The 16,655-nt window shown below is 38.4% G+C and carries 9 protein-coding genes; all 9 read right to left on the bottom strand.

Going from position 1 to position 16,655, the window contains the following annotated elements; all coding sequences use genetic code 11:
* Positions 1 to 223: 223 nt before the first annotated feature.
* The 9 genes from BC008_RS15830 to BC008_RS15870 all read right to left on the bottom strand — a co-directional run bounded on the left by BC008_RS15830 (position 224) and on the right by BC008_RS15870 (position 16,607).
* Positions 224 to 709, bottom strand: a complete 486-nt coding sequence (locus tag BC008_RS15830; RefSeq protein ID WP_027840435.1) for a PAM68 family protein — start codon at positions 707 to 709, stop codon at positions 224 to 226.
* 13 nt (positions 710 to 722) lie between these two features.
* On the bottom strand, positions 723 to 992 hold the full coding sequence (gene rpsO, locus BC008_RS15835) for a 30S ribosomal protein S15 (RefSeq protein WP_027840434.1): 270 nt from the start codon (positions 990 to 992) through the stop codon (positions 723 to 725).
* Between the two features lie 968 nt (positions 993 to 1,960).
* Positions 1,961 to 2,332: a DUF1823 family protein gene (locus BC008_RS15840; RefSeq protein WP_027840433.1), complete on the bottom strand. Its 372-nt coding sequence runs from the start codon at positions 2,330 to 2,332 to the stop codon at positions 1,961 to 1,963.
* Between the two features lie 215 nt (positions 2,333 to 2,547).
* The gene (locus BC008_RS15845) at positions 2,548 to 4,650 is read right to left on the bottom strand and encodes a cation:proton antiporter (RefSeq protein ID WP_027840432.1); all 2,103 of its coding nucleotides are present in this window, start codon (positions 4,648 to 4,650) and stop codon (positions 2,548 to 2,550) included.
* Between the two features lie 1,210 nt (positions 4,651 to 5,860).
* On the bottom strand, positions 5,861 to 7,549 hold the full coding sequence (gene bicA, locus BC008_RS15850; RefSeq protein ID WP_036263915.1) for a bicarbonate transporter BicA: 1,689 nt from the start codon (positions 7,547 to 7,549) through the stop codon (positions 5,861 to 5,863).
* 1,319 nt (positions 7,550 to 8,868) lie between these two features.
* Positions 8,869 to 9,216: a cupin domain-containing protein gene (locus tag BC008_RS15855; RefSeq protein ID WP_027840431.1), complete on the bottom strand. Its 348-nt coding sequence runs from the start codon at positions 9,214 to 9,216 to the stop codon at positions 8,869 to 8,871.
* Entirely contained in the window at positions 9,213 to 12,161 is a 2,949-nt protein-coding gene (locus BC008_RS15860) for a glycerol-3-phosphate acyltransferase (RefSeq protein WP_027840430.1), read from the bottom strand. The genes BC008_RS15855 and BC008_RS15860 overlap by 4 nt, the downstream gene beginning before the upstream one ends.
* Before the next feature lie 818 nt (positions 12,162 to 12,979).
* Entirely contained in the window at positions 12,980 to 14,863 is a 1,884-nt protein-coding gene (locus BC008_RS15865; protein ID WP_027840429.1) for a cyclase family protein, read from the bottom strand.
* A 967-nt stretch (positions 14,864 to 15,830) separates the two neighbouring features.
* The gene (locus tag BC008_RS15870; RefSeq protein WP_027840428.1) at positions 15,831 to 16,607 is read right to left on the bottom strand and encodes a hypothetical protein; all 777 of its coding nucleotides are present in this window, start codon (positions 16,605 to 16,607) and stop codon (positions 15,831 to 15,833) included.
* Between the last annotated feature and the right edge of the window lie 48 nt (positions 16,608 to 16,655).

The following is a 16,655-nucleotide window of genomic DNA, read 5'->3' on the forward strand; positions in this document are numbered from 1 at the left end:
AGCATCCCTTTGGAACACATAGCCCACAGGTCACATTTTTACTTTTGATTTACGCGTAGCCCCACAATATCGCCAATGTTGAAGTTATTACACATAAACTTCAACATTTTGCAAACAGTATAGTATTTTACTTTACACCAAAAACAACTAGGAGCATCACAGCCCCTCACTTTTCAGTAGGAGGAAAAACTCAAGTCATTTACTTCCACCAGAGCGTAAAAAATTACGCTTTATTTTGCCTACTTTCACGCCATCCTTGCACCATACGACCAATATTGGTGGAGAACTCGCTAAAACCCAGCAGACTTCCTGCTCTATGTTCATCCCATGAAGCTGAAAGCACACCATAGGTAATACCTAAAACTCCCAGACCAAAGAACCCCAGGTTCACTAGCAATACAGCTAATGGTGGTAACTCAACACTGGCATAGATGAGAAGTAAATAGCTCGCAACTAACGTACTAATTCCCAAAGTCGTTGGGACACCACAAAATACAGCGACGCGTCTGATCATTCGCTGGCTAACAACCTTAGGAATCTCCGTATCTTCTTTGGTAAGGGTTCTTTTTTGTGACTGCTGAACAGTTTTCTTTGAGGCTGGTACTCCTTTTTTGGTTGACTTAGGCGGATTTTGACGTTTTTTCTTCGGCTCAAAAGGCAATGAATCATTCTTAGAAGATTCGTTGTTACGTTCTGGTTCGGGAGACATAGGCGTTTAGTTTCTATCCACGAATACCGAGACGACGAATCAAAGTTTGATAGTGTTCTCGGTCCTGTTTCTGAATATACGACAAAAGGCGTTTGCGTTGACCAATAATCTTTAATAATCCTCTGCGGGAAGAATGGTCTTTTTTATTGATTCGCAAATGTTGACTTAGGCGGTTAATACGCTCTGTGAGCATTGCGATTTGTACATCAGCCGAACCAGTGTCAGTTTCATGAACTTGGTACTCTGAAATTATTTCTTGTTTGTGCTGTTGCGTTAAGGCCATAACCTGAATCCGATTAAGTTTCAATATAATTAATGCAGCAGTTTCTCATATTATCACAGCCCTTATCTTCTGAGATGATACCTGGGAAAACATATGAGATTGACACTCCTCAGCCTAAAGGCATGAGGATTCTTCATTCATAGACTCGGCTTGCTGAAACAGGTTTGCACCTAAAACAGTAGTGGCTAAATCTCCTGAAGCGTTTACGGATCTGAGATCCAAGTTCCCACATGCCCTGTGGTACTCAAAGCAATATTTAGGATATTAATGGCTGCATTGTGATAGGCGTAGCCGCCTGCTTGCAGATCACGGTCTATCCCCTCTCTCCACACCTCGCTTTTGGCAGACCTTTCACCCCGTGCCTAGCGGCGTTAGCAGATCCGTAGATAGCGGCTCCACAGGTAGCGCAGCTAGAGGCTCCGCCGTCGCCGCAGGCTCTAGCTATAGCGGGGCGTAAGCACAACAGCTTATCAAGCGAAGCGTGCCATTCGATTCTAAGCCAAAGACATTGGGCGTTCCGAATTCTCGATGGAGGTTTACTGAATTTAGCTGAAACAGCGTAAGCTCCAAAACAAAGATAAATCTTACTTTTACTCTATTCAACAAATAATTACTCTATAACTAGGCCAGATGGACTAAGCTCTCTAATAAAAAGTACAAAATCACCGTATAGGTGGGGTTCTGGTTACCCAAACGAATAACTTCACAGAAACTAAATACAATTTGTCATTAGCATTACACACACTCAAATAAACATAATGTACATTGATAAGCGAGCGACAGGGGAAAGGAAAAAACAAGCGAAAGCTTCTGTTTTCTTGACTTCTGGTCATCACTTATATTAAAGATTTATTGCCTAACTATATTACAAAAAGAGTTGAACTTGAGGATTTAGTTATCTTCAGGATCAACTCTTTTTGGTTATATTATTTTTATCTACATATACTTCTGTATGTGGAAGTTGAGTTTTATTGATTACCCATTAAATTCATATGGCTAAACAGCCAATTTGCAGCAGTTGCTCTCCTTGTTTGTCGGGGCCCAAATTCGCCAATTTTATAACCCTTAAAACCAAGTTTTTCCTTAAGTATTTGTTTGTTTTCCTTTGGTATGGAACGAGTAAGTTTAACTGTTGGGGGTCGCTCGGCAATAAAGTTTGGTGGTTCGGGATATTCTTCTCGCCATTGGGGATCGGCTGCTGTACTATCCCACTTTCGGGAATTAGGATCGTAACGGTAGCCAAGACAATGCCATACAAGTTCATTTACCGTAGCATCATCAATTTGGTCGTTAAGAATTGCCCAAATCGTTTCGGTATTTAGTGGTGGTAGTTCTGACATGAAAGTGAATCTCAGAAGTGTTTCACTAGTTAGAATAAATCTCTAGCACGTAAATATATTAAATTGCAACAGTACCAAAATTTCAGGCGGGTATCTAAGAGAGTATTTGAAACGTATAGTTTATAACCCAAATTTATTAACGATTCTCCCAACCTCCTTGAGAAGAGAAGAAACATAAGATATTTTGGTTAATAATACAGCTTTACAAACATCCTCTAAACCGGGTTTGGTTCTCCAAATAAGACGACTGAAGAATCTAATTCGTTAAGTATTTCAGTTGTTAAATTGCTAACAGTTAATCCACCAGCAGTACGACGACGAATTGAACTTAGAATAACCATATCGTACGAAAGAGCTTTCTTGCTAACTGTTCCAACTACATCATCATTACGAATAATTTTAATGACTGGCTCTACATTCGATGGATTGTTCTGCAGATATGAGGCAAGCTCTGCCTCAAATAAAGCAACTTGTCCTTCGGGAGTTCCACGGAGACAAACATGCAACAATGTAATTTCTGCCTGGTTGACGTTAGCAAACAGTAGAGCAAATTGGATGATGCGAAGGGAATGACTAGTGATATTTTTAACTGTTACTAATATGCGAGTAATGTTATTTGGTTCTTTTTTTAGGCGCATCACAGCAACCGGACAATGGGAAGAATAAAATACACTATCAATAATATTTCCAAACAAACGTGCCTGAAAACTGTCTGTTTTGCTCCAACCCATTACAATTAAGCTTGCATTTTCTTCTCTTGCGACACGGCAAATTCCCTGAGCTACATCATCATCAATCCTGATAACTGGTTTTACTTCAGCTTGAAATTCTTGACCAATTTTACTTGCTTTGCGCAGTAACTGTTTGCTTTGGCGGAGTGAGGTATTTAAACTTGGTTCATCCATGTTGAGATGAGCCTTCGTAATTGAAACTGGTATGACTTTTCCTGACTGATTGTGGGCTAATAATGCTCCCACTTCAATTAAATATTTTTCTGTATGGGGATTGCATACTGGAACAACAATATTGAAGCAATTTTTAGAAGTGTTATCTACTTCTTCTAACTCTAAACCCAAGTGCAAATTTTCCGTGTCTGTGTGCCAGATATTTTGGTCTGTATTTGCTTGTATAAGTGAGCTAGGAACATTTAACCTGGGAGCAAATTTTGCTGTTAATACAGGACCAAGAATTGATGTCACTAGCATTAGGACAATAACTGAGTTAAAGACGGAATCAGTTATTAATCCTACGTTTTTACCAACCAATGCTGCAGCTAAGGTTGCAGCTACTTGTGGTAGAGACAAAGACCACATTGTTAGGATTTCATTCCAATCGTAGTGGTAGAGGAATTTTGCTGTTAGTGCAGCTAAAAATTTGGAAATGATTAACGCCCCGACAATTCCCAGAGTTAGCAGTAATTCAGAACTCAAGCTAGAGATGAAGCCGGAGACGTTTAAAATCAGTCCCATATCCACGAAGAAAAATGGAATAAATAAAGCGCTTCCAAGAAATTCTATTTTTTCTTCTACAGGAGAACGACCAACCACATCGTTAACGGCTAAACCAGCAAGGAATGCTCCCACAATTTTATCTACATTAATAATTTGTGCTCCTACTGATGCCAAAAACACTGCTAAAAGCACAAATAAAAATTGATTGCTTTGTTCGTCTCCCGTGCGTCGGAAATATTGTTTTCCAGCCCAGTCAAAGCCAAGCAAAACCATGACTGAGTAAATCACCAAAGTTGCTAATTGAACCGCCAAACTAACAGCAGAAAATTCTCCACCGTGAACAGACACGCAAATTGCTAGAACTAAAAGCGCGGCGATGTCAGTAAAAATAGTTGCTCCGATGGTAACCGTAACACCTTCATTTCCCACCACTCCCAAACGACTAACAATGGGAAAAGCTAAAAGAGTATGGGAAGCAAGGAGAGAACCAATTAAAATGGAAGTATTCCAACCAAAATTGAACGTTTTACCTAATATAACGCCGAAAATTAGAGGAATAATAAAGGTCGCAACACCAAATCCGAGGGAACGTTCTTTCGTTTTACGAAAGTTCTCCAAATCTATTTCTAGCCCAGCAACAAACATTAGGTAAATTTTACCGATGTCTGAAAGCAGCTTCATCGTCTCGCTATCTGTATTTAAAAGCCCTAACCCATCAGGTCCGAGGACTACCCCAGAAGCCAAAAGTCCCACAAGTCCCGGAAGTCGAAATCGCTCGAAGATTGGCGGTACGGTTAAAGTTACCAGCAGAAGAATAGTAAAAGACACTATAGGGCTATCTGGTAGCCAGTCAAAAAATTGTGCCATTATTCCCAGATTATTGGTGATTTTAAGAAATTGAAACTCACTGATAAAATTGCAATACGGTTGAGATAAGTATGATTTTCTTGGTAGAGACGGGGTATGATGACCTAGCGGTTACAAAATACCTATAGCCAGAGCCTGTGGTATTGGCGCAGCCATTAGAGTCGTTACGCTTCTACTACTGCTAACGCGTCTCTACAGTTTTATTTGTTTCGAAAAAAATCTTAGCTGAACTGTATTGGATAGAGTTGGGTCTTAAAGCAATGAAATTAGTTAATAAAAGGTTTCAAGTTTTTACTCCCTCGAGACCTTTAATGATTTGCAGAAATTACCAAAGTCCCGACTGATAGGTAAAAAGTAAAAAGTAAAAATGTATACCATTAAAAATGTATACAACAAAATTTGCAGCAAATCCAGTCCTAATTCATTTCAGAATTTAAAAATTACCGTAACCTTAAGTTGATACTGCAGACTATACCGTAATCAAAAAAAACGGGAAGCTCATCAAGCTTAAAGTATGTAGCGACGGTAGCACATGCAAAGCGTATACTTAAAAACTGAAGTGTTAGCGCAGCATCTCCTATTTATAAAATTTGTTTTTAGGTATAGGGAAGCGAATAAGTTTTTGCTTACTTAATCAGTTAAGCTCATTCTTACTCTATCTAAGAATATCCTATATCTAAATTTATTAAATAAAATCAAATTTTCAAAAGACGTATCTTCTTAAAATCTATTTTCTTAAACTGTTTTTCTGTTACAGAATATAACTACGCATGATTATAAAACAATACAGTTAACTTAAAACTTTCTTGAAACAAATAACACCCTCTGAGGCGATACAAAGTCTGTGGCGTCAGCGCTAGCTTCTGTTCTCTCGAGAGACATGAAATTGTAAATCTCTACAAATCTACTAAATTCATGTGGTTTGGTTCCAAGTTATTTTAATACATTGTATATATTAAGTGGCACATCTACATTGCTTACTCAGACAAGGGATAGGGCTGAAATAAAAATAAATGCTACTAAGTTTTACAAAAACCTACGGACAATTCCCCGATTTAGATTTAGAGTGGAAGCTGAAACAGGTAAGTTATGTGACTTAAAACCAAGACACAAAGGAAAATACAGGCAGGTCTTCGTGTCTTGGTTTTGTACGTATTCAAATAGTTTTCACAACCCAAAAGTTGAATGAATTCTATATGTTATTTGTTCTTCAACCTTGTAAATATAAATCTGAAGTAACAGGATTGTTGTCAACTTGCTGTAGATATCCTACTGCTAATCTCAACGCCTCTAATCTATCCATTACAAGATTTTGCCTTGGTAAGATATCGAAAATCCCTAATTTTTCTAGTCTTTTCTTGATAGAGCCCGCCGCACCAACAATAAATACTTGACGTCGCTTCTCGAGCGCTTCTTTGATGGTGTTTTCAATTGCTAATGAAGAAGTTACACCAAGTACGGGAACATCACTTAAATCCAAAATCAAGACATCATGATCTTCCATTGCTGTTTGTTCGCGAGATATTGCTTTGGATACCCCGAAAATCATGGGACCACTGAGATGGAATAACAAGATGCGACCATTTCCTCGGTCGAGTAAATCCTTCTCGTCTTCACTCATTCGAATGGCGTCATCTGCATCAGTAATGGTTTTTACATCTTTGGACTGGAGATTACTTAGGCGTTCGATAGTTAATATATTAGCAACAAATACACCTACTCCCACAGCTGCAATGAGGTCAACAAACACAGTAAGACCTATCACCCCGTACATAATTAAGGCTGCTTTTGGAGATACTTTATGAGCACGCTTTAAGAAGCCCCAATCAATAATATCTATACCTACTTTTAGAGCAATACCCGCTAAGACCGCTAGGGGTATATTTTGAGTTAAAGGTGCTGCCCATAGAACTACTACAAGCAAAATCATTGCCCGGGTTAAACCGGAAAGAGCAGTGCGACCACCGCCTTGGATATTAACTACTGTCCCCATGGTTGCACCAGCACCGGCGATACCGCCGAATAAGCCAGAAACTAGGTTACCAATCCCTTGACCAATAAGTTCTTTATTTGAATCGTGCTGAGTCCGTGTCAGACTATCTGCAATAACTGAAGTGAGCAGCGCATCAATACAGCCAAGCATACCTAGAACCAAAGCATCGATGAACATAATTTGGAACTGGGCTGCGCTAAATACAGGTAACTGTAATGCCGGTAAGCCAGTAGGTATTTCGCCTATTCTTCGAATCTCAACATCACCAAATACCAAGAGCGAAATTAATGTTCCCAAGACTAAAGCAATTAGTTGAGGAGGAACCCATTTTTTCAGGGCGGATGGTGTGAATAATAAAATTGCTACTGTTAGGACACCTAAACCAGTTTCAATTGGGTTGATATTCGTTAATAGGTTGGGTATGTTTTGAACCGTTCCAACTACCCCACCTTTGGGACTAGCTTGTCCTAAAAATGGTGCCGTTTGGAGAATGACTAGGATGACACCAATCCCAGACATAAAACCGGAAATTACCGTATAGGGCATCAAGGTAACGTATTTACCCAGGCGCAAGGCTCCAAAAATTATTTGTAAGACCCCAGCCATCATCACCACGGTAAATGCCATGGCTAAACCATTTTCAGGGTTAGTCGCGGTTAAGTTGGCAATTACCGCAGTCATTACCACGGTCATAGGTCCGGTGGGCTCGGAGATTAATGTTGGGGTACCACCGAAGAGGGCAGCAAAAAAGCCCACTAATACCGCCCCATAAAGACCAGACTGAGCGCCAGCGCCGGAAGCAACACCAAAAGCCAAAGCCATTGGTAAAGCAATAATGGCAGCAGTTAAACCACCAAATAAGTCGCCCTTGATATTTCTAAAATGGATGCGATTAGTTATCTGCATTTTCAGATTTTTTTAATCAAATAAACAATGATTGACTGAGAAAATAGGAATGATTCCGATTTGATGTGACCACAAATTTCTAGCAATTACCTGATTTTTGAGACCAGAAAAAGTAATACAAGAAAAACTTACTGTTCTTACTTGCATTATTGTTTTTTTGCTAAATATGTAAGGAAAATAATGAGTCCAATGATAAAAATGTGACAGCTATATCACTTTGATGCACGACTATTTAAGACCTTAGTTAAGTACTTCGGCCCGCAAGATTTAACCTGTATTAAAAATAGCTTACATGGTTTCAAACAATATTACCTACTATCTAGAGAGCAATTATAAAAAAAATCTTAGATATGTTCCATAAGAAAAAGTTTACGTTTCATTCGTTATATATTCAAAAAGCAGATAATCCATAATTTATTATCTATGGAATTCATAGTTTTTGGTAATAGATTTGTCACATTACATGGTATGCGAAATAAGCTCTTATCCCTGAGATACGTAGGTCAAAGCTTGTAATTGTAAGTTCTAAATATTAATGAGGACTCAATATAAAAAAGGGTGTTAGGGATTTATCTCATTTTCCTTAGGGTGCACTCGAACTAAAAGACTAGGAACATAAAACTGTTAAATAATGGGATAAGAGCGGATTTCAGTCATATTCCTTTACAATTTATCCCGCCATCTCAAAACAATTTCACTCACAATTGGCGATGACTGCTCCTAGTTTATAAATGTATTCTGGAATTTGGAAAAAGTAAAAATGAATTCGTAAATCCTAAATCCTAAATAAGATGAGATAAAAATCTCTCTATATATTGTTTGTAGAGAAAAATAAAATCGCCTATAAATTAATTTTTGCTAAAAATTAAACAAAATATTCTTCTGACGTAGTATAGGAAAAATATAAAAACATAAAAATATAAATTTTGGCTAATAAAAAATAGTAAGCAAAATATTCAATATTGACTAGCAAAAGACTACGCTCTAGTAGAGCATTATTTGAAAAATAAAATAAAAAATAAAAATTTATATGCCTTTAAATGTAATGAATCAAATATGAGGTATTGTGAGAAACATTTATCGGGAATATTACTTTACTGTAACCTAGGCTTAATTAAGGGATGATATGGTGACCAGGTTATTTTCTCGGTATTGAAGCCTTTCTAAATGCCGATATTTAATTATCTCGGGTAAAAGTTGTAGTATAGGGTTACGCGCAAGTAAAAAGTTATTAGCATAGCGTGTCCGTAGGACATAAGCCTAACACGTATGGCTTTTAAGGTTAATATATGTCCTAACTTAGTTTAATAGTGCTATATTTAACTTAATTGGCTATTTCTTAACCCAAAATAGGTAAGAACTAACTCCACGTCACTATTATTTCTTATCTCGTGAACTTCACCTGGTTCCACTACTGCACAATCGCCGGGAAAAAGAGGATATTCTCGAGCATTTATAGAAATAACTCCAGAACCAGACTCAACAAAGAATACTTCCCACATATCTTGATGAGCATGAGCAGGTGAAGTTTGTCCTGGAGCAAAATGTGCTTGAGAGAAATTGGTGAGGTGAGGTAATTCACCTGCACGCAACATTACCTTTTTCCTTATTTCAGGGTTATGGGAAACAGATTCTTCTGCTAGCCTACTGAGGGAAATAAATTTCATTCTGGTCTTAGATCGTTATCAATTTCCACAATACCGCTAGAGCCATCAACTGTAACTTTTTGCCCATCTTGTAACTTCCAAGTAGCATTCTTAACGTCCATGATTGCAGGGATACCATATTCGCGAGCAAGAATAGCTCCATGGGAAAGTCTACCACCTGCGTCAGCAATTAAACCCCCTGCTCGAACTAAAATTGGTGCCCAACCAGCATCAGTGTAAGGTAAAACCAAGATTGTATTTTTATCGATATCTATGCTTGCTTCAAAGGTGTGCAAAACTTTGACCTTTCCTTGAACTTTTCCCGGGCTAGCTGGAATACCTTGTAATATTTGTTCAGATACTGTATTTGCAGATTCCAAAGGCGATAAAGGTGCATTGCCATATACTAACAGGGGAACTCTATTGAAATGTTTGTCTTCCTCGAATTTTTCCTGACGTTTTACTATTAATTGAGGCAAATTATCCAACAAGTTTGTATTGGGACTTTCAATCAGAGTCTGTACTTCTTCTAATTCTAGAAAAAATATATCTCCAGGTTGTTTTAGTAAACCGCTTTTTAACAGTTGTTTTTCTAAAGCTAAAAAGGACCATCGTAATTCAGCTAGCAGCCGAGAATAAACTTCTGATACTTTGGCTTTGAGGTTAATTCTTCTTTGTACTGCTCCTTGATTTTTACGAGACTGCTTTTGGTAACTATTATTTAGTGGTGGAGTATTTCCTTGGATTAACTGCGCAAACAATTCTCTGACGACTTGAGGATTTTCCTTCCAAGTGGGAACAGCGATATCCGTACCCACCTCACTTAAATAACCATAATTTTCTAAAAATTGGTTAAATTGAGTCAGAATTTTTATACCCTGAGATGTTTGGGCTAGTCTTTCCAATACATCGTCAGGTTCTGGCTTCGGTAATATTTGTTTGGCGGCGTTCGCTTCGTACGCGCTGACGCCTTCAGCAAAGCTGCTACCCACGCGTAACACCCCTTGGGCGTTTATTGCTAATTCTGTTAGGGCTTTGAGTGCGGCGACTTCTGGATCTTTTTGACGATCAATTTCGGAATCCTTGGTTCGCCAAACTGCTTGTCGTAATGCTGCGCTCAGAGGTGCCAAAATGCTGTAATAAGTTGTGCGACGCAGCATTTCCAAAATAAAATTAATCCTTTCCAATAAAAGCTTAGGCTCAAGATTATCGCTGGGTACTTCTTCTAGCTCCGATAAGGCTGGAGTAAATCTTTGACGCAAGTCCCGTTTAAAATCTTTTTCCAAACATAATTCCCTAACTAATAAACGTAGAAGTCCAGGAATATTTCGTAATGTCGATTCGATCGGTGGTTTGGTAAATTTAGCTCCCCTGGTCAAAAATTCCAAACTTTCTGATGGTAATCCCATCCGAGTAAATATCTCTCCCAGGAGAGATGCATTAAAATAAGCTCGAGAGAAATGTAAAGTTGCAGTTTGGTTAAAATCTAATCCTAAAGCTCGTTCTGATAATACGACGCTAAAAATAGTACCCCAGACACCACAGGTAAGGGGGCGATTAATGGACCAAGTTAAAGGACAAATCGTCCCTGGAATAACTTCTGCAGCAATTTTACGCGTCCAAATCGGTTGTAAAGTTGTAATCGGTCGAGCTTGCAATACCCACAAAGTTTGCCCATCATAACACCACTCAATATCTTGAGGGATGCCGTGATAGCGCGTTTCTATTTGTCGCGATAGGTAAGCAACTTGTTTGATCAATACTTGTGGAACTTTACCCGAACCTTCCAATTGAATTAAAGAATGGTTTTCCCCATCCGTAACAAAGGCGCGATATTGCTCTGGGGTCACCTTTCCCGAAACCACTTGGGTGGGACTACCCGGTAAAGCTTCAATTACTACTGCATCAAGTTCTTGACTCATGGGATCCCGACTAAAAGCAACCCCAGAAAATACCCCACGAACTTGTTGCTGGATGAGAATTCCCATCGCTGTGGATTTTAAACCGCGATCGCTACGATACTGTAGTGCTCTTGGGCTATCATAGGAAGCTTGAATTTTGACGATCGCTTGTTGTAATCCTTCTTTAGTAGTGACGTTGAGAATTGTATCGTATTGTCCGGCAGCAGAAGAATATTCTGTATCTTCACCAATCGCAGAAGAACGCACTACTAGTGGTGATAATTCTGAAGGTTGTAGATAATCAATTAATGGTTGTGGGTCGTCATAGGGTAAAAGCACCCAACCCTTGGGAACGGGATAACCCCACTGGTTTATTTGAGATAATCTCGCAGCCTTTTCTCCCACAAATGCTGGATCTAGATCGTCATCAAGGGATAAAATCGTTTGTTCGCCACGAAATAACTGAAATACAGCTTGGGAATCAGCTTTCGCTTCTTCTGGAGATAAATTTAAATCGTCAGGGATTTGGGTATAAATCCAAGCTATCAACCCGGATAAGGCAACTGCTGCCAGAATTTTCGGAATATCATCAAAATGTAAAACCGCCACAATGATTGGGATCGTTACCAAAACCCCGAACTTGGCTATAGTCCGAGATCGCAGAATACTAAAACTAATACTGGCAAATAAAAATATGAATACCGATGCTAAGGGATCGTGGAGCGCAAACCCCCAAACAACATTTGTCGTTCCCGCACCTCTACCAATCCAATATCTCCCAATTACTAGAGCAAATAAAGCAATTAATTCCCAAGCCGACCCATGACCAAAAAATGTTCTCGCAATTAAAACTGCAACAATTCCTTTCAATGCTTCAGAAATAACTGCCAATATTCCTACCAGCGTACCACCATGATAAAAGGCAGCAGAAACACTAATATTGCCAGTGCCAACCTTCACCAATTGCTGTTGGGTCAAAGCTCTTGTAATCCAAGCAATTAGCGGAACTGCACCCAAAATTGGGCAAACAATTAAAACAAGTAAGGCACCCCAGAGTTCGCTCATACGTAAATTATGTTATAAACTTTAGAATTCGTTTCCCATTTCAAATCTAAAGCCTTTCTGAGTATTTCGGGGCAAATTATAGGTCAAATTAAATAAGGGCGTTGGTTACGTTCTACGCCCCTACTGTTCGCTAATATTAATTTCTTTGATTTTTGGGTGTTATAAAGAACTGATAATTTTAGAGATATTCTAGCTATGTTTAGAATGCGGCAATAACAGTAAGGGAAAAATATTATTAATCTCAAGTCATTAATTTCAAAAATAGTTAATTTCAAGCATCAGTAATCTTGAAGATTAAATCTTGAGTCTCAAACATTGAGTATTAATATCTATAATTTCCCCACGCGTTTTCGTTGTTAACTGCACTCCAACACTTACTACACCCTAGTTTTGTATTCAATCAATAGATATTTAGTTGATAGCGTAGGCGGAACTGAGTGCCCAAATAATTAGAGCGGTAATTGACCCCAAGATAAAAATACTCGAAATCACGACTAATTTTGGAGAGTCAGCACCCTCAAATTTCATGATTCCTCTATTTAAGTCAGACATAACGAAAACAACCCCTTCTATTATGGCTTTGCTACAAAACTAATAGGCTTGTTTCGATTTTAGTCTCTAATTTCTACTTAAATGTAACTTTCTTAATACCATTTTTATTAAGCTTTATAATTGTTACAGTTCTAAATATAACTTTATCTTTCGGCAAAATATTTTCAAGTGTCGTATATGATAAAGGTAAATTACGATACAGAATAATATAGCTTTCAAGCTTTGAAGATTAGGGTTTAAGAAAAATCATTTGACTTCTTGTCAATTCAACTATTGCAAAATGCAAGTACTCCAGCTGGAGAACCCGAACCATCACTCAAGCGTAAAATTCCAATAACTAAAGTTGTCCCGGTGGGAGATAACTGTTCTAAATTGCTCAAATTTTCTAATACAATCCGGGGTTTTTCTAATACTAAGCGGTTAACAGCGAAAGTTTTATCTTGACCTGGGTCGACTCCGTGAGTATCAATACCAACTCCAGCAATTAGCCGTTTTTCGAGTAAAAAATGTACTGCATCAAGACCAAAGCCTGGAAAGTGTAGATTTCCTTGGGGATCCCGTGGAAGAAAAGCATCGCAATCACCCCATTTGTCTTTCCAACCCGTATTCATTAAGACTAAAGACTCAGAAGGTATTTCCCCATTTTGTGTTTCCCAAGCAAATACATCTTCAAGAGTAAGTTTATAGTCAGGATTAGCTAATGCTTGTTCCCGAGCATCTATAACTACTGCAGATAAAACTAAAGAGTCTGCAGGGTATTTATCGATACCTATACCGTTAGGATGAAAACTATTAGGTGCATTGACGTGAGTAGCACTGTGTTCTCCCATTGAGAAACGACGCAAACAATAGCCATCTTCAGTAAAATTTGCTACTTCCTCAAATTCTACTAGTGGGTCACCCTCCCACTGGGGGATATCAGTATCAATTGTGTGGCTGAGGTGAATGATGCGGGAGTAACGAATAAAGTTCTGGGAATTCTTTGGTGTAATTTCTGTTCTATGGGTATTTTGTTTCAGATTAGAAAAATTAGGGTTGGAGTTCCGCGTTAACCTGGCTAAGGTCGCTTCCATGACTGCTGAGGTTTGACCTGTTACTGTAAATACCAATGCTTCCCGATAAATTCTCTGGGCATTGTGATTACTATAGTTCGCCGCTCCACTAGAAACAGTAACACAAGCATGGGCAATACGTGTTGCAAGATCGATTGACCACGCTCGTAATTTTAATTTTACCGATAATTCTACATCTGCAGACTGCTGGTTCATTTCCCTAATTTGCTTGCGACATTCCCTGAGTTCCTGATTCAGAGACTCAAAAGCTGATTGAATGAATGGAAAAGGTTTTTTTTGTAATGTCGATTCAATGAGGTCCAAACCAGCAAAAGCACAACCTGTCACCATCGGAGTATTGTTAAGAACCTTGATGCGATCGTTATGATTTATCCAACCAGGGGCTTTGACTGCAACAACATTTTCCGATGGTAAAAACCAACTATTCAAAGTCGCACTCACTGTGTTGGTTGATGTAATTGCTGCTAAGGACGCGGGATCAGAAAACGTTATCGAACCTCCACCTTGCTGTTGTGTTTCCTGAAAGGGTACAACTCCAAAAACCGCACGACCATCTGATAAGGTCGCAGCAACGATAAAGTAATGAAAATAACCATATCCAGTTACCCAAGGGACAAAACCATCTAGTTGATATCCTCCAGGGACAGAGATAGCTTCAGTTAAAGGTTTTCCCTGACGGCGTAATTGGGAAAATCCAACACCTACCAATAATTCACCATTTCCCATATGGGGAAGATACTTTTCTTGCAAATGAGAGTTGCTACTGTTCGCCAACATACTTCCTGCGCTTTGATGTTGGGTTTGCAAGAAAGCTAAAGCACCAGAGTATCTAGCTACCAGTTCTTGAAAATCACTAAAGTCATTTTGTACTAATTCCTTTCCACCCCAACGACGAGGAACTTTCAAAGCCAATAAACCCAATTTACCAAGCCCTTTAAGTGCTGTGAGTAAACTATCTGGATTGGAATCTATATCATTGGCTATGGGTGCAACTCGGTTGACTAGATGAGATTTAGCAATATCTAAAATATTATCGGTTCCCTTTGTAGAAACTGGAAAATTATTCTTACTTTTCACAGGCAGTGTTGAAATTATTTTTCTGTCCTGGCTTACCCATGAGAATATATTACTCAAAATTTATACAAAAAAGATCGCGAAGAATAAGGGAAGAATAAATAATCCCCCAAGACCCATACTAATCGAGACCTGAGGGGTTCAAATGTTGCAGCAAAAAGTGAATCACTCTTCAGTAAACAACTATTAGATTAAGTTTGGATTATAACCTGGTTAAAATCACTTAAAGGCTTGCATGAAGTTACACTTTATTTTATTAATTTCTCGAGAGAGTAAGAGTAATATTTCAGACTTCTAGTACGAATAAGAATTTTTGATACCTATGTTCGTTTTCTTATAGCCAAATTTTATGATAAAGTTGCCTAGGGCACTTAAGGGGGAAGACCCCTCACTCCTTGCATATACGAATTAAGCTTAGGACTATTAGTTGTAAAAGTTAATTCCGATCAGGTTTTCCCCCTTATTACTATTTGTCACCCTGGGCGTAGAAGAAGGGTTATTTAACGTATCACCTTCTTCAGCGCTCCCCCTTACTCAGAGAGGATTATAATTACATTAGCTCACAAATTATCCACATCACATATCATATATTTTGATACATCTAATTGGGGAGTAGGGTGAAGAAAAAGAAAAATGATTTATTCCTACAAATTTTTAGTCAGCTATATCTAGAGTCTAAAAAAAACTTGATACCGAATTTGAATGTTCTAAAAATTACTTACAATAGATCTGGTTGGAGTAAATTTAATCGTTGTAGGATACAAGTACAAAAATAAAATTGTGCGATCGCAAGTAATAAGTTTTATATAAATTAAGAATCAATAATTAAGTCTATTTGCGTAATAAATTTGCTTTGTAACAATACCTCCGAACACGAACGAATACAAAAGCTATCTGTTCATGTCCGAAGGAGCATATGGGTAATTTGGGTGATTAGCAGAATTGTCTGGGTTGAAACTCAGAAGTTGATTTAAGCAACAGCAAATTCTGTATTTGCTTCTTTTTTGGACGCTGTACTATCCTGCACTAATGAAGGTTGTTCCTCTTGACGCTGTAACAAATTGCTAGCAAATGCCCACATAGCATTAACCTTACGTTTGCGCCATTCATCTATCAAGACTTGAACTTCATTTGCAGACATTCTGCGCATCATTGCTTCATACAAATATGCTGCATGGCTTGTTTCATCTCGAGCTATACTCAGCATTCCGAGTTTTAATGTGCGAGTAACAGTATCTTTCTCCGGTAAAATATTTGCCATGCGGGTAAAATCTTTACTAGCATCCAATTCCAAAATGTAAGTGCTACCGATGAAAGTATTCCAGTCAATATGTAAAGGTTTGAGTTGTTCTGAAGAGTAACCTCGAAAATATGCAGCAAAAAAAGGACTGCGGGAACGCTCGGATTTCTTTTCCTCTGTTTTCCCAGAGGTAGTTTCAGTTGTGTTCTGAGTTTTATTCTGAAAACTTATAACCTCTTTGTTTAATTGCTTCAGGGAATGGGCGAAAATTTGACCATGTTTATCTTCATCCGATGCGTGTTTTGCTAATTTTTCTGCTAACCAAGTATCACCCTCATTAGCAGCACGCTCGCTTAGGGTTGTTAAAAAGGGGACGGAACCTGATTCTGCTAATTGGAAACCCGCAAGGATATTAGGTCGTGTTTTCAAATCGCGAATTTGCAGTGCAGAATAATAAGCAATAGCACCTGAACCAAGCACATGCATTCCGTAAGTAAAGAGATCCATCAAGACGAACCCAATTTTTAGTAACTTATACTTGTTATGTTAGTAACA

The sequence above is a fragment of the Mastigocoleus testarum BC008 genome, assembly GCF_001456025.1.
GTDB lineage: Bacteria > Cyanobacteriota > Cyanobacteriia > Cyanobacteriales > Nostocaceae > Mastigocoleus > Mastigocoleus testarum.